Raw genomic sequence first — 21,334 nt, forward strand, 5'->3', positions numbered from 1 at the left:
GGTAATGGAGTGTCCTGTTTGTTCCAGGAGTTTACGGCTGCCATTGTTCGCGGCGCCAGGCCATGTCCCAGAAGAGGTACTCATAGCGGGCGCTGCGGACGAACAGACGCAGGGCTTCGCGGCGCTGGGCGGGCGAGGCTTGGGCGGCCGCCTCGTTCATCATGGCGAGCACCTGACGGACAGTGGCGCCGTACTCTTCACCAGCATAGTTGTCGATCCATCGCTGGTAGTCTTTGTTGCGGGATCCTTGGCGCAGCAGCCTCTTGCCGACTTCCCAGTAAATCCAGTAGCAGGGCAGCATGGCGGCGAGACCTTCGGCGAAGGTAAGGCGCTGTACGGCGGCGAGCAGATGATTGGTGTAGGCGGCGTTGGTGGGCGCCATCTCGGCGGCGGCGACCATTCCCGGAGTGACGCCATAGGAGGCGAGCACCACCTGGTGCAGGCGGCGCTCCTCTTTGAGCGTGTCGATGGAGTGCTGGGCTAGAGTCATCGACCAGTCTTCCCGCGGCGCCCTGGCGGCGAGAAGGTTCAACGCCTGGCCGAAGGCGCGCAGGTAGAGACTGTCCTGGATGAGGTAGAACTGGAAGCACTCGCGCGGCAGGGTGCCGTCGGCGAGGCCCTTGAGAAACGGGTGAGAGAGCGTCTTCGTATAGATTTGCTCGATGGCGGCCCACTGCTCGCCTGTAAAGTCGGCCGCGCGGCAAGGCAGGGCGCCCAGGAGGAGGACGAGAGAACGGCGTGTCATGCCAGCAGCCTCCGCGCCCGCTCGAAGATGGCGCGCAGCATGGGTTCGGTGAGTTTTCCGGTGGAGGTATTCTGCTGGCTGGGGTGGTAGGAGCTGATGAGGATGGGTTCTCCGAGGCCGAGATGATGCTCGGCGTCGTGGGCGAATACGAACTTCGAACGGCGTTTGCCTAGGTAGTTGTCGAAGGCCAGGCGCCCGAGGGCCACCACGATTCGAACCTGCGGCATGAGGGCAAGCTCGCGATCGAGATATCCTCGGCAGGTAACGATCTCCTGCGGCGTCGGCTTATTGTCTGGCGGGGCGCAGCGGACGCTGGCGCTGACCCAGGCGTTGGTCAATTGCAGGCCGTCGTCACGATGATCGCTGGTTGGCTGGTTGGCGAAGCCGGCCTGGTGGAGGGCGCGGAAGAGCCAGTCGCCGGAGCGGTCGCCGGTGAAGACGCGGCCGGTGCGGTTGGCGCCGTGGGCCGCCGGTGCGAGGCCAAGGATGAACAGTGCGGCGCGAGGATCGCCGAAGCCAGGCACAGGCAGGCCCCAGTATTCCCAATCGAGGTAGGCGCGGCGTTTGACACGCGCCACCTCCCGGCAATATTCCCGCAGGCGCGGGCAGCGCTCGCAGTTGATGATTTCGTGTTCGAGCTGTGCCAGCCCCTTCGGCATCGCGGATTTCATCGCTGTTTCTCATTGTGAACGATTGGCGCTAGGATGATTAGCCATGAGCAAGCGAGTGAGTCGCAGAGCCCTGATGGCCAGCGCAATGGCGCCCAACGAGCGTCCTGCCTGGCCTGTGTTCGGCCCACTGGAAGAGACGTCTGTCCTCGAAGCATTGCGGAGCGGCCGCTGGAGCCGGTCGTCGGGCGGACGCAAGGTACTGGATTTCGAGCAGAAGTATGCGGCGCTGACGGGCGCCAGGTACTGCCTCGCGACGATGAATGGCACCAGTGCACTGATCGCGGCGCTGAACTCCGTCGATGTGGGGCCCGGTGACGCAGTGCTGCTGCCGCCCTATACGTTCGTGGCCACGCTGAACGTGCTGCTAATGCAGCATGCGCTGCCGATCTTTGTCGATTCCGATATCGAGACGTTCCAGATGGACGCGGCAAAGCTGGACAAGGCGTACACGCAGGAGTGCATCGCGGTGATGCCGGTACACCTGGGCGGCTCTGCCGTGGACCTGGATGCCGTCATGAACTTCGCGCGGAGACGGAGTCTGAAACTGGTCGAGGACGCCTGCCAGGCGCACATGGGCGAGTGGAAGGGTCGCAAGGTGGGGTCGTGGGGCGATTGCGGCTGCTTCAGCTTCCAGGCCTCGAAGAACCTGAATTGCGGCGAAGGCGGAGCCCTGATCACGAATGATGAAGAACTGGCGAACCGCGCCTATGCATTCCATACGAATGGGCGGCCCAGGGAAGTGGGTTCCGGCCTGGCCTATTCGAGGAACGGGGCGAATCTGAGGATGACCGAGTTTCAGGCAGTGATCCTTCTGGCGCAAATGACGAGGCTGGAAGAGCAGTCACGGATCCGCGAAGAGAATGCGCGTTACCTGGCCGGCATGCTCTCGAAGATTCCGGGCGTGCAGCCCGCGCGGCTGAACAATGGCTGCACCAGGAGCGCGTGGCACCTGTTCATGTTCCGGTATCTGGAAGAGGCGGGCGCGCCGCGGGCGCAGTTCCTGAAAGCGCTAGGCGGCAAAGGAGTCTCGGCGTCCAGTGGCTATACGCCGCTGAACAGAGAGCCGTTCCTGCTGAAGATGATGGAGGGCCGGCACTACACGCGGATCTATGGCCAGAAGCGCATGAAGCAGTGGTTGGAGCAGAATGAGTGCCCCGTGAACGAGCGGCTGTGCCGCGAAGCGGTGTGGCTGACGCAGACCGTACTGCTGGGTTCACGCAGTGAGATGGAGCGGATCGCGGAGGCTGTATCGCAGGCCCGCAAAGGCTGAGGCTACTTACGGAAGGCGAGGACGCCGGCGCCGGGCGCCAGTTCCACCTTCGTGGGAGCGGCTTTCAGCTTCAAGGTGAAGGTGGCGGGATCGGGTCCCGTACGGATCCACTTCACGATGGGCTGTGCCTGGCCCGGCACGCGAATCTCGACGGGGACATCGACGCCGAACTCCTCGCTGACGCCGCTCTGCCGGACCGAAACGGAAACCTGGACCTGCGGCGCCTTGCCCTTCACGCTACTGGTGCATTCCAAGGTGGGTACGCCGGTTGAGTAGACCCAGTTGTCGAAGAAGTTGTCGAGCGTGGAGTCCGGGATACCCTTGGGTGAGAACTCGGCTGCGATGAGGCGGAACTGGTCCGTATTGAAGGGCTGGTAAGCATAGCGTTTGCGGATGGCACCCAGCATGGCGAGGAAGTTGGCATCGCCCATGCGGCGGCGCAGCATGTGGAGGATCCAGGAGCCCTTGTTGTACACGATGATGCGCCAGGGATCGAGGGGCGCGTCGGTGCGCATGCGCATGCCCCAGGTGATGGGCCCGGTGGACTCCACCGGGATGGCGGCTTTGCCGGTACCGGAGGGCATCCGCATCTCGGCCCGGTACTCATCGAGCGTAGTTTCCAGGGCTTTGGGGCCTTTCTTGCGCTCGAGGATGAGCAGGGCGGAGTAGTTGGCGAAGGCCTCCATAAGCCACTCGTCGTGATAGGTGGCGGCAGTGACGAGGTTGCCCCACCACTGGTGGGCGGTCTCGTGGGCATGCAGGATCTCGGAATAGAAGGTGTGCTGCTTCTCGGTCTGCACGTTCGCCGGCCGCTCCTTCTCGCTGAGGAAAGAAATGGTGGAGAGGTACAGCAATCCAGGGAAGCCCTGGCCGAAGTTGCCGGGGATGGGTGACGCTGTGAGTGTCTTCAGGGGCGGCGGACCGAACTGGGTGGACATCCACTCCAGGGAGGAGGCGATCTCGGTGGCCAGCTCACGAAGACGCGCCTGGGGATTCGGGGCGGGTCCCGATTGGTTGGTTACGACCTCGGAGACTCGCGCACCGCGGCCGATCGTACCGCGCGTCCATGCGGGCGGCAGCACGATGGTATTGGGACGTGCCTGCAGTGCGGTTTCGACAGTGCGGTTTGCATAGACCTGGACCTCGAACCCGCCGCGCGTGATGCCCGCGTTCTCATAGGCACCGATGTTGAAACCGGCCAGGCGGACAGGCGCGCTGGTGCGGCGCCGGACGATGCGGAAATCGCCTTCCTCCTTTTCTTCGCCGATGTCGCCAGTCGCGACCACGCGGAGATCCTTCGGCACACGGAAGGTGATGTCGAAGTTCGTAAAGCCGAACCCATGGGACGGGAACCAGTTTGTGCGTGCCGCGACGTAGAAGACGTTGTTGCCGGCCGGCCGGATGACCTTGCCGCTGTGGACGAACTCCAGTTCATGCTTGCTGCCGGCTTCCAGCGGCTGCGCCAGGACCACCAGGAAGGGATCGTTGGTGCGGCCCCCGATTAGGTTCGCGCGCATCGATTCACGACGGTAGATCTCGACCGGCTGCCCATCGATCTTAACAGCGGTCACCTCCATCTCTGGAGCCAGCTCAAAGGCCAGCGCTCCGGATACACGCTGCTGGGGGCGGGCAGAGATGCGGGTAATGACATCCAGCCGGAGGTCGGGCTGCAGCTTGGCGTCGATGCGGTAGTTTTCGATGATCACGTCTTCGCGATTGGGCTCGCCTGCCTGGCGGTGCTTGCGGTCCTGGAAACTCGTCCAGACGTCGAAGCCGAGGATGCCCTTATTAGAGACCCGGCCGAGAATGCTCTCCTCGGGCAGGGTGGGGTCGTACATAAAGTCGAAATTGTCGAGGGTTTTACCGGTGATGGCGGTATAGAAGAGGCCGCGGGCGGGCTGTTTGGCGAGCAAGTCCAGCACGATGCGGACCTGGAAACTGGTGCAGAGATTTCTGACGGTGCTGTCGAGGCGGCTGGCGATGGCCAGGCCCATCTCGGGGTTCGGCTTGGGCACGCCGTCATTGATTGCTTTGAGGAACTCTTCGGCCGTATCGTCGGTGAAGATGAACAGGGCGGATCGGAAGTGCTCATCCAGATTGGGCGACTCCGTGGCCATCGACAGAGAGAGGCGTTCGCTCCGATTTGGCGGGCGTACGATCATCTCGGCATCATCGGAGGGTTCGGCGGCATAGTAGATCGCGACGACGCGGCGGCCGGCCACGGGTTTGCCGAAGATCAGGAAACCGTCGGTGAGATAGATGCGTGTGTCATCGCGCTGCAGGCTGAGATCCCTGACCCGGTAGCAGGCGTCTGGATCCAGTGTCATCTCGCGCACGGCGGCCCCGAGCGTGGCAGCGGTTTCGGCGCAAATGCCGGGTATCAGGATGAGTAGAAGCAGACAGACACGCAGAAGCACGCATCCAGTGTATGCCGCCTGTTCGTCCAGCGGCAGCGGGGGGGGCAGATGTTACGGCGGTCCGCCGTGGAATGAGAGACTGCCGGGCACAGAGGCGGGAGGGGGACAGGCGCCAACCGGTTGCTGGCGCCCGATCAGATAAACATCTCTTCGTCGTGCGTGGCTCTGTCGACGGTAGGTCGGCGGCCCAGTAGGAATGTCTGCACCGCGGCTTTGACGCCAGCCACCACGCCGCTCACTTCGCGCACCGGACGCAGCACGCCGCCATGCACCACGGAGACGACATCCTGGACTCTCATCAGGACATCCTCGACCACCAACTCCACCCGTTCGCCCTGGATGCGCAGATGCGTCGACAGTTCCTGTCGCGCCGTATCCAGGTGAGTGAGTTGGGTATCGATGGCCTGCATGATATCCCTCGCCTGCGTCGTGATCTCTTTCACGTCGCGTGTTGCCTCGGTCATCACCTGCTGGGCCCGAGCCAGGGTCTCTTTCGCCTCGGGGATGAGGGGCGAGACGTCCTGCTGCAGCTTTTTCACAGTACGGTAGATGCCAAGCGAGGCGAGCGCGTTCATCAGGAGCGCAATACTCGAGATCGATACCGCGCCCGCCATCAAATAGAATGCCGCGTCCGATTGCATGCGCGATTACACGCCTTCGATAATTTCGTCGCCGGGGTCGGAAATCGGGGTTACGGCGTCGACTTTCTCCCGATACGCCGAACGGCCCGCTTCGACGGCCGCTGCCAGTTGTTCCTTTTGCCGGGCAATGGCCTGCTTGCTCTTGTCGAGCAGGTCATTGGCCGAATCCTTGAGATCCTCGCTGCGGCGCTTGACGTAATCCTTGCCTTCGTCAGCCTTCTCGCGCAGAAGTTCGCGCGTCTCGGCTCCGGACTTGGGCGCGAAGAGAATACCCGCCGCTACGCCAATCCCCAGCCCGAGGAAGAAATAAGAGAACTTCTTGTCGTCTTCCATGAGTGCTCCTTGCTGCTTACAGTGTACTCCACGCACAATGAGTACAGGCCCATGCCGATCAAACAGCCGCGCAAACTCGACGCCGACGAGTTGCGCCATTACGCCATGAAGCTGCTCTCGTCGCGAGCGCTTTCCATTGGCGAGTTCAAGGCGAAGCTGAGGCTTCGCGCCGCCGATCCAGCTTCGATCGACGAGATTGTCCTGCAGTTGAAGGAGTACGGCGCGCTGAACGATCAGCGCTATGCGGGTCACTTCGCGGAGACACGTGCCGGAAGCGGAGCCGTCGGCAAGCAACGCGTGCTTTCCGACCTCATGCGAAAGAAGGTCGCCCCCAAGGTGGCGGAGAAAGCCGTGTCGGAGGCGTACGCGGGAACCGATGAGGTGGCGCTGGTGGAACAGTGGCTGGAGCGAAAATACCGCAACCAGGACCTGGGCGCCCTACTGAAGGAGCCCGCCAAGCTGGCTTCGGTGTTTCGCCGCCTTCGCCAGGCCGGATTCTCGACGAGTCCGTCGATTCGCGTGCTCAAGCGCTATGCCGCCGAGGCGGAGCAGCTAGAGGACATGGCGGAAGAGTAGCCGATCAGGCTTTGCGGCGCAGGCTGATCAGCGCCAGCAGGATGGCCGCGGCTGTGATCGCCAGGCCAAGGCGGAAGGACCCCGGCGTGTATTTCATCTCGACACGGTGCCGGCCCGGGGCCACGGCGACTCCTCGAAATGCGGCGTTGACCATCAGGACTGGGACGGCGTGCCCGTCGACAGTCGCTTGCCAGCCGGGGTAGAAGGCCTCGGAGGAGACAAGCAGTCCTGGGTGGTCCGTTTCCACGGAAAGTACGAACGACTCGGGCCGGTAGGACAGGACCTCGACCTTGCCTCGGGCTTCGGGCTGGAAGTCGGGCAGGGGGCCGGTGGTTTCCAGGATCACCTCCCGCGCGGGGTCAAACTCGTGCGAGTGCAGCCGCTCGATGGACTCCGCCAGATTCGACGTGCGGTAGACGTTGCCGTTGATCGAGAAGCGCGGCAGGGCGTCGGCGTTCTCCCAGATGGCGTGGCCGTCGACTGACTCCAGCTTGCGGATTGCGGGGCTTTGGAGGACCTCCGACTTGGACGCATCCCAGGCGATGAGGTAGCGCACGCTGAGCATGTCGAGCAGCGGGGACGCAGCCAACTTCACGGGGATGTAGCGCTCCCATTCGTGGGCCTCCCCGAAGATCCGGCGGATGGCGAGGACGCGTTCGGAGGCCAGTGGTTCATTGCCGGAGGCCGTGTAGTGGCCCAGAATCGGGGCCGCATTGCCCCACATCTGGGTGGAATCGATGGCATCGAGGCGCCAGGGTGGCGATTGCGTCGCGGTCAAACCGCGGATCCGGGCGACCACGCTGCGGCTGCCTTCGAACTCCCGGGCTGAGGTGCGCAGGGCGGCGTCAGGATCGCCGGTATTCATGGGGCGGCCGGCTCCTGCCCACCACAGATCCAGCGCGGCGATGGCCACCACGGCGGCGCGCAGAAGCAGGGCTCGGCGCGCGAGCAGTGCTTCGAAGCCGAAGGCGGCCAGGACAGCCAGGCTGAGGGAGAGGACACACAACCCAAACTCGTCGTACAGCGACGACCGGAGGACGCGCGGCAGGCGGGGATACACAAACCGCATGAACGGCGTGTGTCCACCCATCATGAAGAGCGCTGAGAGTGAGCCCGTCAACAGGACAACCTGCCAGCGCGCGGCTCGCCACCACCACAGACTGGCGGCTACCAGGAGGGCGCCCATCAGGCCACAGTAGAAGTAGGCGAAGGTTGGATTCCAGGGCAGATGGTATGTGGAGAAGTCGAAGACGCCATTCCAGTTGGGCCAGACGATCGCGCCAAAGGCAGTTGGGGGGATGCCACCTCCACCGATGTCGGAGAAATCCGTGCGCTGGTGGGCTGTGCTCCAATCGATGAGCTCCTTCGCCGGAATGAGTTGGACCGCAGCCAGGGCCGCGCCCCAAAGGCCGCCGGCCACAACTTGCAGCGGCAGCCGCCAACCCGCGTCGCGGAAAAGGAAGAGCCCGATGGCTAGCACACCGGTCGAGGCGATGGCCATCATGAGCACAGCTGGGAATCCGGCCAGGACAACCATCGCAATGGAGAGCGCGAGGACGGTCAGCCGGCGCCAGGAGAAGCGTTCGGCCAAGGCGAATACCATGGCCCAGGCCAACGGCATCCAGGCTGCGCCGGAGATCGCGCCCTGGTGCTGCGCCTGGGAAGCGAAGAAGGCTCCGAGCTCGTAACTCACTCCGCCGAAGAGAGCCGCGGTCCAGCCCAGGCGCAGGCGGCGGCACAGCAGATAAGCCAGCCAGCCGGCGAGGGCCATGTGCAGGGCGACGTGCCATTCCAGGATGTCCAAGACGTAATTCTCACGAGTGAGGGCATTGACGATCGCGAAGGGCCAGTTGGGCGGATAGAACACCTGCGCCTGCAGGTTGGCGGCGAAGGGCATGCCGCAGTAGGAGTAGGGATCCCAAAGCGGCAGACGCCCTTCGGCCAGGGAGCGGGCGAGGTAGCCGGCCTGCGGCACGTGGTACCCTGGCAGGTCGTACGGAATAACAGCCTTGCGGGTGATGATCGCCCGGCTGAAGAACAGCAGCGGGGCGGTCAGCAACACCAGGGCCACCAGGATCCGGCGGAGCCTGATGCTGCTGCCTGTCACAACTATTCCACCATGGCGGCTTCGTTCACCAGCACACCGATGGACGGAGCGCTGATGGTCACCACATCACCGGGGGCCAAAGCGGCCTCCTGCGTCACGATGATGCCCGTGCCCGTCAGGACAACGCTGCTGGCCGGCACGGCATTGGCCTTCAGCAGGTAATCGATCAGAGTCTCGATCTTGCGGCCCAGCTTCGCCGTGGACGTGCTGCCGTCGAACAGCGTCTGTCCGCCGCGCTGGATGGTGCAGCGCATGTCGAGCGAATAGGGATCCTTCAACTCGTCCGGAGTCACAAACCAGGGACCCAGCGAGCAGCAGGCCGTGTAGACCTTCGACTGTGGCAGGTAGAGCGGATTCTCACGCTCAATGTCCCAGGCTGAGACGTCGTTGGCGAGCGTGTAGCCCAGGACTTTGCCCTTTGAGCCCAGCAGAACGGCCAGTTCCGGTTCCGGCGCCGTGAATTTCGAATCGGACCGGATACCGATTGGCATGTTAGTGCCCACGCACACCCGCGATGTCCCTTTGAAGAAAATCTCGGGCCGCTCGGCCGTGAAGACATGGCGATAGAAGCCTTCGCGCGTGTTGTGTTCAGCGTCGCGGAAACTGGCGCTCATCTCATAAGTGCAGCCGCAGGCCCACACTTCGCGGGGCTCCACGGGGATCGCCGGTTCAATGTGCTCGGGGGCCCGCACCGCATAGCGGCCGGCCAGTTCCGTCAGGGGAGTGCCGTCGCGTTCAGACCGCTCGATCAGTTCACGCAGCGTGTAGCCAGGAATCGGGCGCGCCAGCCCGCCCTCGAATAATGCGGCCGTCAGGCGGCCCTGCCACCAAACTTGTCCAATTTTCATCTGTTTCCCGATTGCCTAGTATTTGATGTAAACCGTCTTGTGGTCGCTATAGAACTCCAGCGCCGCCGGACCTTGTTCCTTGGGACCGAAGCTCGAATCCTTGCTGCCACCGAACGGCAGTTGATACTCGACACCGGCGCTGGGCAGATTCACCGTCACCAGGCCCGCTTCGATGCCATAAATGTACTCGAACATGCGCGAAAGGTTCGTGGTCTGCAGGGAGGCCGACAGGCCGAAGTCGCTGCCGTTGGCGAGTTGCATGGCGTGTTGGAAGTCGCGCGCCTTGAGGATGGCCATGACGGGCCCGAAGATCTCTTCGCGGGCGATCACCATGTCTTCGGTGACATTGGCGAATACCGTGGGCTCGACAAAGTAACCCTTGTCGTAGTCTCCGCCCGTCAGCCGGTGGCCGCCGGTCAAGGGCTCACCAGCCTCCTTGCGGCCGATCTCGATGTAGCGCAGCACCGTATCCATCTGGCCTTCGTCAACGCACGGGCCGATGTCGATTCCCGCCTGCATGCCGTTGCCAACCTTCAGCTTCTTCGTGCGCTCGACTACGGCCGCCACGAACTTGTCGTAAATGCCTTCTTCCACGATCACGCGCGACGTGGCGGTGCACTTCTGGCCGGTGGAGAAGAATGTGGCGTTCACGCAGTTCTCAACGGCCGAGCCGAAGTCGGCGTCGGCCAGCACGATGGTCGGATTTTTGCCGCCCATCTCGAGCTGGATGCGCAGGTGGCGCTTGGACGCTTCGGTGTGGATCCAGTTGCCGATCTCGCAGGAGCCGGTGAAGCTGATGGCCTTGATCGGCTTCGCATTCACAATCGCCGCACCCAGGGTGCCACCGCTGCCACCTACGAAATTCACGACGCCCTTGGGGACGCCCGCCTCGTGACAGGCTTCAATGATGCGCCAGGCGCTCAGCGGAGCGGCTGACGCCGGCTTCATCACCACGGTATTGCCGCAGATGAGCGCGGGCGCCAGCTTCCAGGCCGGAATGGCGCTGGGGAAGTTCCACGGCGTGATCAGCCCCACGACGCCAACGGGCTTGCGCAGCGCGAACATGTGGACGCGGTCGCGTTCGCTGGGGGCCATGACGCCCGCCATGCGGGAGCCTTCGCCCGCAAAGTAGCGGAAGATGTTGATGGAACGGCGGACTTCACCCTTGGCTTCGGGCAGGGTCTTGCCTTCCTCGCGCGTCATGTCGGCGCTGATCTGTTCGAACTTGCGGTCGAGGATGTCGGCGATCTTGTAGAGCAGCGCTCCGCGCGCCGGGCCACTCATGGCCGACCAAGTCGGCAGCGCGCTCTGCGCCGCGTCGGCTGCCCGCTGGATATCCTCAGCCGAACCCTTGCCATGCAGTCCGACAACTTCGCTCGTATCCGCCGGATTGCGATTCTCAAATGTGGGTCCTTCGACCCACGCGCCGTCGATGTAATTCGGAAAGATGGGTGTGCTCATAATCCGTCTCTAGAACTTCACAGCCGGCGCGGTCCGGGCGCCTGGCTCCGTTTTGAAGTAGTCGTCGTTGCGATGGAAGCCCATCATGCCCGCGAACAGGTTGGTGGGGAACAGGCCGATGCTCGTGTTGTACGTCTGCACCGTTTCGTTGTACTTGCGGCGCTCCACGGCGATACGGTTCTCCGTCCCAGCCAGTTCGTCCTGCAGCCGCATGAAATTCTCATTCGACTTCAGGTTGGGATAGTTCTCCACCACCACCAGCAGGCGTCCAATCGCGGAGTCCAGCCCCTGGTTGGCTTGAATCTTCTCCCCGGGCGTTTTGGCGTTCAACAGCGCCGAACGGGCGTTGGCCACTGTCTCCAGAATCTGTTTTTCCTGGGCCGCAAAGCCCTTGACGGTTTCCACCAGGTTTGGGATCAGGTCGGCCCGGCGTTGCAACGCCACATCCACCTGCGACCACGCGCCGCGGATCGCCTCCTGTTTTGTCACCAGTTCGTTATTGGCCGAGGCGGCTTTGCCGCCGACAATCAGCACGAGCACCAGGATGATGCCGCCGATAATCAATCCAGTCTTCATGGGTAATTCCTCACCGCTCCAGTCGATCGACCACGGCGACCAGTGCCGCGATCTCCTCAAGGTACGTTGAAAAGAGACTGCCGGGGTCCAGGCTGCGGGGCCGGGTTTGACCCTCGCGGAGACCTAACAGCATATCGAACGCGCGCCCTTCAATGCCAAACGCCTCGCGAAGCTGGCTCACTACTTCCCGCTTGGGCCAGGGCGCCGAATGACCCGCCAAAAGCAAAGCGTGGCGGGCCAGTACACAAAATGTGGAAACCGAATCCGCCATCAGACGCAGCATCAGGTCGCGGTCGCTGAGTACGCCGGCGGCCTTTTGCCGCAATCTCAATAGTTTAGCCCGGAGTTCGTGCTCCACTTGCGCACGGTAAAAGGCATCGTCGATCGTCAGGCCGGCGGTGACGTCCTCTCCGTGCAGCACCCGGTGCCGCTCCGCAATGTCGTGATACTCGATGGGGAAGCAGTCCGACGAGGTCAGCACTTCGTCACGGCTCATGAGCAACGGCGCCGGATTGCCCTTCTCCCGCCACCACTTGAAGACCGGCTCCGACGCTTCCAGTTCCTTCGGCCCGATCCTGTCCAGAACGCACATCACGTTCAGGTCGGAGTAGACCCCATGCACATCGCCGCTGGCGCCCGAGCCATACAAAATGACCGATCGCAAGCCCTTGCCATGCGCCTTTTGGAGTTTCTCGACGAGCTGGTTTAGCAAACGATCCATCGGCTCCATCGGTTTCATCTCCTACCAGTCACTGGACGCTCCGCCGCCGCCCGAGTCTCCGCCGCCAAATCCGCCGAAACTGTCGCCGGAGTCGTAGCCGCCAAACCCGCCGCTGCTGCGAGTGCGCGATCCGCCGCCGCCCAGCAGTTGGCCCAAAATCATGCCCACCAGGAAGCCGCCACCGCCCCCTCCGCCGCCACGACCGCTGCGGCCGCCCCCGAAAAACAGCATCAGCAGCATCAGGCCGCCCACAACAATCAGAACCTCCCAGGGGAAGTTCTCAGGGCCGGGCCGCGAGTGCCGCATCGGAGCCGCCAGGCCGATCTTCACGCCCTTCGCCTGGGCAATCTTCTCCGCAATCGTGTGGGCCGCATCCGACAGCGCCTGTGCGTAGTTTCCTGCACGCAGCGAAGGCCGCATCTCCCGCAAGAGCCCGCCGGCGTTGCCATCCGGGATGATCGGCTCCAGACCGTACCCGACCTCCAGGCGCGTTCGCCGGTCGTTGATGGAAAGCAGCAGCAGGACGCCTTCGTTGTCTTTCTTGCTGCCGACGCCCCACTTGCGGTACAGCACGTTGGCCACATCTTCGATCGGCTCGCCTTCCAGGCTGGTGAGCGTCACCAGGGCGATCTGGGCGCCCGTGGCGTTCTGCACCTGCGCACAGTATGCCTCCAGTTGCTGGACGGACGCCGGGTCGAGCACCTTGGCGAAGTCGTTGACATACCCGTTGGGGCGCAACGCGCCGAAATCCGCCGCGGCCGCACTCCAACCAGCGGCCAGGAGCAGGATCAGAGCTTTGGTCCAACTGCTCATTACTTCAGCAGGCCAGGTCTTCCCGCGTGACGGTCAGGCCTTCCAGCCGGCCCAGCATAGCCAGTCCGATCTTCTCGGAATTGAAATACTCCCGCGCCAGGCTCAGCACCTGGTCAGCGGTGACGGCTTCAATGCTTTCGGCAAGTTCGTCCAGGGTGTAGAACTTCCCGAAGTTCATCCACTGCCGGGCCAGGTTGCTCATGCGGCTGCTGGTCGATTCCAGGCTCAGCATCAGCGAGCCCTTCATATGGTCCTTGGCGTGCCGCAGCTCCTCGGCGGGCAGCGGATCGTTTTTCAGCCGCCGCAGCTCCAGCATCACGCCGTCCAGCAGTTTTCGCGCTGTCTCCGACGAGGTGCCTGCGTAGATCGCCATCAGGCCGGTGTCGCGATAGAGGTTTAGTTCGGAGAAGATCGAGTACGCCAGCCCCTGCCGTTCCCGGATGTTCTGGAACAGCCGTGAACTCATGCCGCCGCCCAGGATGACATTCAGGGTGTAGGCAGCGAAGCGCAACGGATGGGTCGCCGGCACCATGGGAACGCCCAGGCACAAGTGCACCTGCTGCAGGCTCCGCCGGTTCTTGAGTATCAGCGGCGCCGCAGTGGGCGGTGTGGTGAAGTCTGGCAGCGCGCCCCCAACGGGCAGCGGACTGAGATACTGCTCGGCCACTCGGATCAGGTCTTCGTGCCGTAAGCTTCCAGCCGCGGTTAAGGTGATGTTTTCCGGACGGTAATAGCGCTGGTGATAGCTGCGCAGGTTCTCCGGGCAGAACCCGGCGATGGTCTTTTTGGTCCCCAGGATCGGCTGGCCCAGGGAGTGATGCTTCCAGAAGTTGCTGACAAACAGCTCGTGGACGAACGTCTCCGGGCTGTCGTTCTCCATCTTGAGCTCTTCCAGGACCACGCCCTTTTCCTTCTCGATATCCGATATGTCGAACCGGGGGTTCAGTAGCATATCGGAGAGAATCTCGAAGGCCAGAGGCATGTGCTCGTCCAATACCTTGGTGTTGTAGCCGACCAGTTCGCGGCCTGTGAATGCATCGAGGTGGCCGCCAATGGCGTCCACTTCTCGAGCAATATCCTCGGCCGAGCGCTTCGGCGTACCCTTGAACAGCATGTGTTCAATGAAGTGCGAGGTTCCGTTCTCTTCAATCGTCTCGCACCGGGATCCGGTACCAATCCAGAATCCGACCGCCACGCTGCGTACAGCGGGCATCGGCTCCGTAATGACACGAATGCCGTTCGATAGCGTGCTGACGCAAATATCCCGTTCCAAGGTGAGCTTCGACATGGACTGTCTCCAGTCTATCCTCTCACGTCCTGGAAAGCGGGCCGCCCCGCCGGGTGGCTAGTACTTCAGCCCAAAGCCGTTCTTGAACAGCACATCGGCCGTGGTGGCCGTCCCCAGCGGCAGTTGCTCGTCGGAACGCGGCCAGGCAAACGACAGTTTGCCCGTCGGCTTGTAGTCGCCAAACAGGACATCGGTCACGCCCTGCCCCTCGGTGCCTGGCAGCCAGGCAGCCACAAATGCGTCGGCCTGGGCCAGCACATCGTTGATGATCAGCGGCCGGCCCGACACCAGCACCACCACCACCGGGATGCCCGCCGCCTTCATGTTCTTCACGGCGGCCAGGTCTGCGTCGTCCAGGGCGAGAGTCTTCCGGTCGCCCATCATCTCGGCGTACGGCTTCTCACCAATTACCACCACGCCCACCGTCGCACCCTGGGCACCTGATCCGTCGGCTGAGTAGGTCACCTGTGTACCCTTCGCCACAGCCGACTGGATCGCCGCCCGAATGGTCGTGCCGCCGGTGGTGATGTTGCCGCTCTTGCCCTGCCAGTCGATGGTCCAGCCGCCGCACTGGTTGCCGATGTCGTCAGCGTTCTTGCCGGCAATGTGGATCCGCGCCACCGTCTTCTTCAGCGGCAGCGTCTTCTTGTCGTTCTTCAGCAGTACTAGCGACTGCCGCACGGCTTCCCGCGCCACCATCCGGTGTTCCGCTGAGCCGAAGGTCTTGTGGAGATTCCGGTCGGCCAACTGCGACCGGTTCTTGTCCATCAGGCCCATGGCGAACTTCACCCGCAGAATGCGTGTCACTGCATCGTCGATACGCGACATCGGCACGCGGCCTTCGTTCACAAGCTCCTTCAGGTCCTTCACATACTCGCGGTAGCGCTCGGTCACCATCACCATGTCCATGCCCGCATTGATCGAGATCTCGATCGCCTTTTTGTAGTCCGGCGTGATCTGGTCAATCGCGTTGTAGTCGGAGATGATGAAGCCCTGGAAACCCAGCTCGCCCTTCAGGATGTCCGTCATCAACTGCTTGCTGGCTGAGCATTTCACGCCGTTCCAACTGCTGTAGGACGGCATCACCGTACCCGCACCGGCTGCGATGGTTGTCAGATAGCCCTGCAGGTGCAGGCGCCGCAGCGTGGGTTCGTCTACCCGCGTGTCACCCTGGTCCAGCGGCGACTTCCCGCCCATGCCCGTACCAAGGGTCGTGCCACCGTCGCCGATATAGTGCTTGGCGCAGGCCAGCAGCGACAGGGGATTCGACAAATCTGGACTCTGCAATCCACGCACCGCGGCTTCGCCCAACTCCTTCACTACCTTCGGATCGTCAGAGAAGCCTTCATAGGTGCGGCCCCAGCGGACGTCCTGCGGGACCGTGACACAAGGTGCGAAGGTCCACTGAATGCCGGTGGCCCGCACCTCTTCCGCTGTCACGCGGGCAATCTTTTCGACCAGCGCCGGGTTCCGAGTGCAACCGAGGCCGATGTTCTGCGGGAACACTACCGCGCCAATGACATTGTTATGCCCGTGCAGCGCGTCGACACCGTAGATCAGGGGAATGCCCAACCGCGTCTTCAGCGCACGCTTCTGATACTTGTCATACAGATTCGTCCAGGCTTCCAGGCTGTTGCCGTCTTTGGGGTCGGAACTGCCCCCGCTCAGCACCGAGCCGAGGAAGAGATTCTCAATATCGGCCTCGTCCTTCAGGGCCTCCTGGTCGGGTTGGGTCATCTGGCCAACCTTTTCCTCCAGGGTCATCTTGGCCAACACTGTCTTGACCTGGGCATCGAAGGAGGAGAGCGCCTTCGGCTTGGCGGGCGCTGCCGCACCCAGCTCGGAAACGAAATAAGCACTCGCTGCAATCGTGCAAATCGCTGCGATAGAGAAGAGTTTCGGATATTGCATGCGTTAACTCCGCGGAGCGCTCCTAGCTTATCAGCCCTTTCCCCTCATGGCCATGCCCTCCCGTCATAATGGAACCTAGCCCCTCCATGGCCGCGCTCCTCATTTTCATCGCCACTTATGTAGTACTCGCCATCGGCCGGTTCCCGGGCCTGCGCGTGGACCGCACCGGCGCGACCATCATCGGCGCCAGCTTTATGGTGGCCGCCGGGGTGCTCAGTTTCGACGAAGCCCTGCATGCCGTCGACTGGGCCACCATCGTCCTGTTGCTGGGCATGATGATTGTCGTCGCCAATCTGCGGCTTTCCGGCTTCTTCCGCCTGGTGGCCGCGGCCGTAGTCCGGCATGCCCACGGGCCGCGCATGCTGCTGGCCGGCATCGTCGCGGTGGCTGGTGTCTTCTCGGCCTTTTTCGTCAACGACACCATGTGCCTGGTGCTCACCCCGCTGGTTCTGGAAGTGACGCTGTCCCTGCGGAGAAACCCGGTGCCTTATCTGCTCGCCGTCGCCATGGCCTCCAATGCCGGCAGCACCGCCACCATCACCGGCAATCCGCAGAACATGATGATCGGCTCGCTTTCCGGAATCCAATACCGGACATTTGCCATGGCCCTCACGCCCATTGCCCTCGGGTCGCTGGTCCTCACCTATTTCGTAATCCGGTTGCTTTACCGCCGGGAGTTCACCAGGGAGCGGTTCGACGTCGGACAGGAACTGCGCGTCCGCGTCAACAGTGGCTTGATGTGGAAATCGATCCTGGTGGCCGTTGCCATGGTCGGCTGTTTCTTTGCTGGCTATCCGGTGGCCCAGGTGGCGATTGTCGCCGGAGCCGTCATGCTGGTCACCCGGCGCGTGAAGCCCGAAAAGATCTACCACGACATCGACTGGTCTCTGCTTGCGATGTTCGCAGGATTGTTCGTGGTGGTCTCAGGCGTGGAGAAAACCTCCATCGAGGAGGATCTCTTCCGGATTGCCCAAGGCTTCGGACTGCACCGGCCCGCGGTCCTCACCACCTTCTCCGCCATGCTGTCCAATGTCGTCAGCAATGTTCCGGCGGTGCTGGTGTTCCGGCCCGTGATGGCGAAACTGCCGAATCCCGAGCTCGGCTGGCTGACCCTGGCAATGTCGTCGACCTTGGCTGGCAACTTCACCATTCTGGGGTCGGTGGCGAACCTGATAGTCGTGCAGCGTGCACGAGCTGAGGTCCGCATCACATTTTGGGACTACTTCCGGGCAGGTGCGCCACTCACCGTGGCCAGCCTCGCCTTCGGAGCGCTTTGGCTGACATACTTGAGGTAGAGGTATGCAAACCCTACTCGGCATGGAAACGGCGGACCTGCAGGCACTACTGCCTGGGCAGCCGGCGTTCCGCGCCCGCCAACTTTACCAAGCGCTCTACCATGGGCGCGTCACTTCCCTGGAAGCGGTTTCGACCCTCCCCAAGCCTGTCCGCGAGCAGTTGGAAGCCGAATGCAGCATCGGCCACCTGACCCAGGCAACGCGCTACCAGTCCACCGACGGAACCAGGCGTTACCTGCTCAGCCTGCCCGACGGAAAATCAGTGGAAGCCGTGTTCATGCCGGAGGAGAACCGGGATACGCTCTGCATCTCGACTCAAGTCGGCTGCCCAGTCGACTGCAAATTCTGCCTCACCGCCCTGATAGGACTTGAGCGGAACTTGACCGCCGGCGAAATCGTCGGCCAAGTCCTTCATCTGGCTCAGGATAACCACCTTTGGTCCGATCAGAAGCGAATCAACATCGTCATGATGGGCCAAGGCGAGCCGCTGTTAAACCTCGCCAATGTGCTCAAGGCCACCCGGTTGCTGTGCGACCCCAAGGGGCTGAATATCGCGCCGCGCCGCATCACGGTCTCCACCTCCGGGATCATCCCAAAAATGGCGGAACTGGCGAAGGCCGAGATCCGGCCTCGGCTGGCGATCTCGCTGAACGGCTCACAACAGGATCAACGGGCCGCCCTGATGCCCATCACCCGCAAGCACACCCTCGAAGCACTGATTGAGGCGTGCCGGGTATACCCGCTCCGTCCCTGGGAAAAACTGACGTTTGAGTACGTGCTTCTGAAAGATGTCAACGATTCGGCCGAAGATGCTCGGCGGGTCGTGCGCCTGCTGGCCAACCTGAACTGTAAAGTGAACCTGATCGCACTCAACCCCGGACCCGGTATCCCGTTCGAAACTCCTGATCCTGAAAAGGTTATTGCCTTTCAGGAGATCCTGAAGCGATCCTTCCCCTGCTTCATCAGGCGCCCGCGCGGCCTGGACATCTTCGCCGCCTGCGGCCAGCTCAAACGGATGGAATCGACGGGCTCATCACTGGTACAACTCTAGCGCTCAGAACACGAACCGCAAGGCCACCTGGAAAACCCGCCCATCATTCAGGGTGTTCGTGATCTTGCCGAACGCTGGCGACGAGAGGTTCCGCTGTGGTTCGTCAAACTGCGGCGTGTTTGAGAGATTGAACGCCTCGGCACGCAGTTGGGCGGTGAGTTCATTTGGAAAGCGGAACTGCCGCGCAACGGAAGCATTCCAATTCCAGATGGAAGCTTTGCGCATCGTACCGCGGCCCAGAGTGCCGGCATGCTGCCCCGGAGTGATGTAGGCGAACTTATTGCGGCTCAAGATGATAGGCGCGGTGTCCGGATGCCCGATGGTGGCGCCGAGAATCGTCGGATCCAGCAGATTCGGGCGATCCGATCCTCCGCCGTCGACATTGCCGAAGCCTGGACCGTCGCTGCCGACGAAGAGCGTCAAGGGAGTTCCCTTCTTCCACATGTTGGCCCCGGAGATCTGCCAATTCGAGGTCATGGCGTGGAACCAATGGGTCGAGGCGCGCACCGAGGGAATCTCCCACGCGTAATTCATGGCAAAGGCATGCGTGGAGTCGAAGTTCGACAGGCCCTTGCGGTCTTTCAGCGTGTTGTACTGATACTGGCTTCGGAAACTAGAGATGTCTTTGTTTGCCGCCGTCGCCGTGAAATCATTGCCCTCGTCAATGGCCTTCGAGAACGTGTAGTTCGATGAAAAAATAAGGCCTTTGCGGAGCGGAAGGTCCCACGCCACCTGTCCTCCGTCGTAATAGGCGATGCCGCCGTTGACCACTAGCTTCGTGTCGTAATAGCGTGGGTCCGGACGCCGCATGTCGATGTTGCCGGTGGAAAGTGCCATCCCGGCAATCGGTTCCGCGCGGTTCTGGGTATAGGTATTCAGCAGTTTGATCGTGCGGCTGCCGATGTAACTCAGCCGCACCATGGAACCCGCGACCACTTTGTGCTCGATGGTGGCGTTGTACTGGTGAGAGTAAGGCGTTGAGAGATCCGGCGAAATCCAGGTCGGAGAATACCGTACGTTCGGCGACGACAGATCCAGGCTGCGCAGCGGATTGGCGAGATATGGATCAGGCACCATCACGTACAGAATACTGGGCGGGTTATTGCGGATCTGCTGATAGGTCACAGGCAGGATTTGCCCGAATGTCGTGGTGTACATCGCCCGCACCACCCAACCCTGACCCGCCTGCCAGGCCAAAGAAACCCTCGGGCTGAAGTTATTCGCGTCGGTGGCGTATGGGATGTTCTCACGCTTCTGAACCTCCACCGGGCGGGTGTCCGCCGTGTAGCGCACCCCGTAATACAACTGGAATCGAGGGTGCAGTTTCCACTTGTCCGCCACATAGCCGGTCGCCGTCAGGTTGCGGTAGCCACGCGATAGCTCGCCAACCGCGCCTTCAAACATGTTCGGAGTGCCCAACCTCAGATTCTCGATGGAACTCCGCCCGAAGTTGCTGCCGAACTGGAATTGCCCGCGTATGTTATTGGCCTCAATGCCGTTGAGCTGGAATCGGGCAACGTCGGCTCCGGCCGTGACCTGGTGCCGACCGGCTTGGTGCAGCAGCGCCGCACCGAATCTGTATGTGTTGGTGGCTCGATTGACCGGGAACGAACTGTCCGGCCCGAGTTCCTCGACGCTGTAGCCGAACCGCACGCGCGGCCCCACCGCGTTGGGCTCCGAATAAAGCGCAGACCGGTTGCGGTTGTGCGAAACCCCCAGTTGCAGTTGGGTGGCCGCCGACATAGACCGCTGCCAAGTCATCCGTGCCTTGTGATTATGGATCTCCGTGTCAGGATTCTGTCCGGCCACCAACTGGAACGCAATGATCTTCTGGCGATCAATGGAATAAGTCGTCAGCAGCTTGGTCTTCGCATCAATCGGCGTGTCGAGCCGCACGGAACCGGCAATGTTGTTGATTCTCTGAGGGGAGTTCGTATTTAGGGCGCGCGGATCGAAGTCCAGCCGGTTTGGGAGTTCCTTAGGGTACGCATCCAGGAAGCGTTGGACGATGGCGCGGACAGCCGGATCGGTCGCCAGGGGCGTCCGCTCATCGGCCAGCGGAACAAGTACGTTGCCGTTCACCATGCCGCGGATGCTGCCTTGCGAGAAGGTCGTGGTCAAGGCGCCCAGGCGCGGCAGCAATCCGGTCAGCCGGCCGCCGTAAGAGTTTCTGTGTGAAGGCTTTACAGCCCCGACCTGGAAGAACGTGCGTGCGTTCACTACGCTGTTCTGGTGTGACCAGAAGGCTTCCCCATGCCAACTGGTAGGGATGGAGAGGGGCCGCAGCATCAGCGTTTCTGAGGCGGGCCGGCCATGCTCAGCGGCAAAGTAGTGTGATTCCGCCAGCGGTTCGACGACGGCGGTGGCCGTGGTCCCGACACGGATATTGGCTTCCTTCACCGCGTTCGTGTCGATGAACCAGATGGCTACGTTCTCGTTCCGCTGCCCGCTGGTTACCAGGCGCGTCTGCTGTCGCGCCGGAGCCTCTGCCGGTTTCGCGGCAGGTTTTTCGGCCGGTGTGTCGGCGCACAGAACTAGGGCCAGCAGAATATCCTGGAGCAGCAGCACCTGACTATTGTATGTGATCCGGGTATGCGGGTCCGAATTCGG

The 21,334-nt window shown here is 62.4% G+C and carries 18 protein-coding genes; 4 read left to right on the top strand and 14 right to left on the bottom strand.

Going from position 1 to position 21,334, the window contains the following annotated elements:
• Nucleotides 1-31: 31 nt before the first annotated feature.
• Both tenA and ACR9Y2_RS02460 read right to left on the bottom strand, forming a co-directional pair.
• The gene (gene tenA, locus ACR9Y2_RS02455) at nt 32-745 is read right to left on the bottom strand and encodes a thiaminase II (protein ID WP_435039438.1); all 714 of its coding nucleotides are present in this window, start codon (nt 743-745) and stop codon (nt 32-34) included.
• Nucleotides 742-1,416, bottom strand: coding sequence for a uracil-DNA glycosylase (locus ACR9Y2_RS02460; RefSeq protein WP_435039440.1), 675 nt, complete (start codon nt 1,414-1,416; stop codon nt 742-744). Before ACR9Y2_RS02460 ends, tenA begins: the two co-directional genes overlap by 4 nt.
• A gap of 55 nt (nt 1,417-1,471) precedes the next feature.
• Between ACR9Y2_RS02460 and ACR9Y2_RS02465 the strand changes: the two genes are divergently transcribed.
• Complete coding sequence (locus tag ACR9Y2_RS02465; RefSeq protein ID WP_435039441.1) at nt 1,472-2,686, top strand: DegT/DnrJ/EryC1/StrS family aminotransferase; 1,215 nt, start codon at nt 1,472-1,474, stop codon at nt 2,684-2,686.
• A 2-nt stretch (nt 2,687-2,688) separates the two neighbouring features.
• On the opposite strand, the gene ACR9Y2_RS02470 is transcribed toward ACR9Y2_RS02465, so the two are convergent.
• The 3 genes from ACR9Y2_RS02470 to ACR9Y2_RS02480 all read right to left on the bottom strand — a co-directional run bounded on the left by ACR9Y2_RS02470 (nt 2,689) and on the right by ACR9Y2_RS02480 (nt 6,077).
• Nucleotides 2,689-5,103: a M1 family metallopeptidase gene (locus tag ACR9Y2_RS02470; RefSeq protein WP_435039442.1), complete on the bottom strand. Its 2,415-nt coding sequence runs from the start codon at nt 5,101-5,103 to the stop codon at nt 2,689-2,691.
• A 134-nt stretch (nt 5,104-5,237) separates the two neighbouring features.
• Nucleotides 5,238-5,744 (bottom strand): hypothetical protein, encoded by a 507-nt coding sequence (locus ACR9Y2_RS02475; RefSeq protein WP_435039443.1) that lies wholly within the window; start codon nt 5,742-5,744, stop codon nt 5,238-5,240.
• Between the two features lie 6 nt (nt 5,745-5,750).
• Nucleotides 5,751-6,077, bottom strand: coding sequence for a YtxH domain-containing protein (locus ACR9Y2_RS02480; RefSeq protein WP_435039444.1), 327 nt, complete (start codon nt 6,075-6,077; stop codon nt 5,751-5,753).
• Nucleotides 6,078-6,128: 51 nt separating this feature from the next.
• On the opposite strand from ACR9Y2_RS02480, the gene ACR9Y2_RS02485 reads away from it, so the two are divergent.
• On the top strand, nt 6,129-6,653 hold the full coding sequence (locus ACR9Y2_RS02485) for a regulatory protein RecX (RefSeq protein ID WP_435039445.1): 525 nt from the start codon (nt 6,129-6,131) through the stop codon (nt 6,651-6,653).
• Nucleotides 6,654-6,657: 4 nt separating this feature from the next.
• Here the strand turns inward: ACR9Y2_RS02485 and ACR9Y2_RS02490 are convergent, their stop codons facing one another.
• From ACR9Y2_RS02490 to ACR9Y2_RS02525, 8 genes are read right to left on the bottom strand one after another with little or no spacing between them, the layout of a single operon-like run.
• A complete protein-coding gene (locus ACR9Y2_RS02490) occupies nt 6,658-8,760 on the bottom strand; it encodes a YfhO family protein (RefSeq protein ID WP_435039446.1) in 2,103 nt (700 codons plus the stop codon).
• 2 nt (nt 8,761-8,762) lie between these two features.
• Entirely contained in the window at nt 8,763-9,608 is an 846-nt protein-coding gene (locus tag ACR9Y2_RS02495) for a fumarylacetoacetate hydrolase family protein (protein ID WP_435039448.1), read from the bottom strand.
• A 15-nt stretch (nt 9,609-9,623) separates the two neighbouring features.
• A complete protein-coding gene (locus ACR9Y2_RS02500; protein WP_435039449.1) occupies nt 9,624-11,069 on the bottom strand; it encodes an aldehyde dehydrogenase family protein in 1,446 nt (481 codons plus the stop codon).
• Nucleotides 11,070-11,078: 9 nt separating this feature from the next.
• Nucleotides 11,079-11,645: a LemA family protein gene (locus tag ACR9Y2_RS02505; protein WP_435039450.1), complete on the bottom strand. Its 567-nt coding sequence runs from the start codon at nt 11,643-11,645 to the stop codon at nt 11,079-11,081.
• 10 nt (nt 11,646-11,655) lie between these two features.
• Entirely contained in the window at nt 11,656-12,366 is a 711-nt protein-coding gene (locus ACR9Y2_RS02510) for a hypothetical protein (protein WP_435039451.1), read from the bottom strand.
• A gap of 21 nt (nt 12,367-12,387) precedes the next feature.
• A complete protein-coding gene (locus tag ACR9Y2_RS02515; protein WP_435039453.1) occupies nt 12,388-13,179 on the bottom strand; it encodes a TPM domain-containing protein in 792 nt (263 codons plus the stop codon).
• A 4-nt stretch (nt 13,180-13,183) separates the two neighbouring features.
• Entirely contained in the window at nt 13,184-14,467 is a 1,284-nt protein-coding gene (locus tag ACR9Y2_RS02520) for a M16 family metallopeptidase (RefSeq protein ID WP_435039454.1), read from the bottom strand.
• A gap of 57 nt (nt 14,468-14,524) precedes the next feature.
• On the bottom strand, nt 14,525-16,378 hold the full coding sequence (locus ACR9Y2_RS02525; RefSeq protein WP_435039455.1) for a glycoside hydrolase family 3 protein: 1,854 nt from the start codon (nt 16,376-16,378) through the stop codon (nt 14,525-14,527).
• Nucleotides 16,379-16,464: 86 nt separating this feature from the next.
• On the opposite strand from ACR9Y2_RS02525, the gene ACR9Y2_RS02530 reads away from it, so the two are divergent.
• Both ACR9Y2_RS02530 and rlmN read left to right on the top strand, forming a co-directional pair.
• Nucleotides 16,465-17,673: an SLC13 family permease gene (locus ACR9Y2_RS02530; protein WP_435039456.1), complete on the top strand. Its 1,209-nt coding sequence runs from the start codon at nt 16,465-16,467 to the stop codon at nt 17,671-17,673.
• A gap of 4 nt (nt 17,674-17,677) precedes the next feature.
• Nucleotides 17,678-18,724: a 23S rRNA (adenine(2503)-C(2))-methyltransferase RlmN gene (rlmN, locus tag ACR9Y2_RS02535; protein WP_435039458.1), complete on the top strand. Its 1,047-nt coding sequence runs from the start codon at nt 17,678-17,680 to the stop codon at nt 18,722-18,724.
• Between the two features lie 3 nt (nt 18,725-18,727).
• Here rlmN and ACR9Y2_RS02540 read toward each other — a convergent pair whose 3' ends face one another.
• Nucleotides 18,728-21,292: a TonB-dependent receptor domain-containing protein gene (locus tag ACR9Y2_RS02540; RefSeq protein ID WP_435039460.1), complete on the bottom strand. Its 2,565-nt coding sequence runs from the start codon at nt 21,290-21,292 to the stop codon at nt 18,728-18,730.
• Between the last annotated feature and the right edge of the window lie 42 nt (nt 21,293-21,334).

Origin of the sequence: Paludibaculum fermentans (assembly GCF_051172195.1) — a bacterium.
Taxonomy (GTDB): Bacteria; Acidobacteriota; Terriglobia; order Bryobacterales; family Bryobacteraceae; genus Paludibaculum; species Paludibaculum fermentans_A.

What these genes read in the sequence shown, in the direction of transcription:
- tenA (WP_435039438.1), bottom strand. Translation starts at nt 745, where the DNA reads ATGACACGCCGTTCTCTCGTCCTCCTCCTGGGCGCCCTGCCTTGCCGC.
- ACR9Y2_RS02460 (WP_435039440.1), bottom strand. Translation starts at nt 1,416, where the DNA reads ATGAAATCCGCGATGCCGAAGGGGCTGGCACAGCTCGAACACGAAATC.
- ACR9Y2_RS02475 (WP_435039443.1), bottom strand. Translation starts at nt 5,744, where the DNA reads ATGCAATCGGACGCGGCATTCTATTTGATGGCGGGCGCGGTATCGATC.
- ACR9Y2_RS02480 (WP_435039444.1), bottom strand. Translation starts at nt 6,077, where the DNA reads ATGGAAGACGACAAGAAGTTCTCTTATTTCTTCCTCGGGCTGGGGATT.
- ACR9Y2_RS02485 (WP_435039445.1), top strand. Translation starts at nt 6,129, where the DNA reads ATGCCGATCAAACAGCCGCGCAAACTCGACGCCGACGAGTTGCGCCAT.
- ACR9Y2_RS02495 (WP_435039448.1), bottom strand. Translation starts at nt 9,608, where the DNA reads ATGAAAATTGGACAAGTTTGGTGGCAGGGCCGCCTGACGGCCGCATTA.
- ACR9Y2_RS02500 (WP_435039449.1), bottom strand. Translation starts at nt 11,069, where the DNA reads ATGAGCACACCCATCTTTCCGAATTACATCGACGGCGCGTGGGTCGAA.
- ACR9Y2_RS02505 (WP_435039450.1), bottom strand. Translation starts at nt 11,645, where the DNA reads ATGAAGACTGGATTGATTATCGGCGGCATCATCCTGGTGCTCGTGCTG.
- ACR9Y2_RS02510 (WP_435039451.1), bottom strand. Translation starts at nt 12,366, where the DNA reads ATGGATCGTTTGCTAAACCAGCTCGTCGAGAAACTCCAAAAGGCGCAT.
- ACR9Y2_RS02515 (WP_435039453.1), bottom strand. Translation starts at nt 13,179, where the DNA reads ATGAGCAGTTGGACCAAAGCTCTGATCCTGCTCCTGGCCGCTGGTTGG.
- ACR9Y2_RS02520 (WP_435039454.1), bottom strand. Translation starts at nt 14,467, where the DNA reads ATGTCGAAGCTCACCTTGGAACGGGATATTTGCGTCAGCACGCTATCG.
- ACR9Y2_RS02525 (WP_435039455.1), bottom strand. Translation starts at nt 16,378, where the DNA reads ATGCAATATCCGAAACTCTTCTCTATCGCAGCGATTTGCACGATTGCA.
- ACR9Y2_RS02530 (WP_435039456.1), top strand. Translation starts at nt 16,465, where the DNA reads ATGGCCGCGCTCCTCATTTTCATCGCCACTTATGTAGTACTCGCCATC.
- rlmN (WP_435039458.1), top strand. Translation starts at nt 17,678, where the DNA reads ATGCAAACCCTACTCGGCATGGAAACGGCGGACCTGCAGGCACTACTG.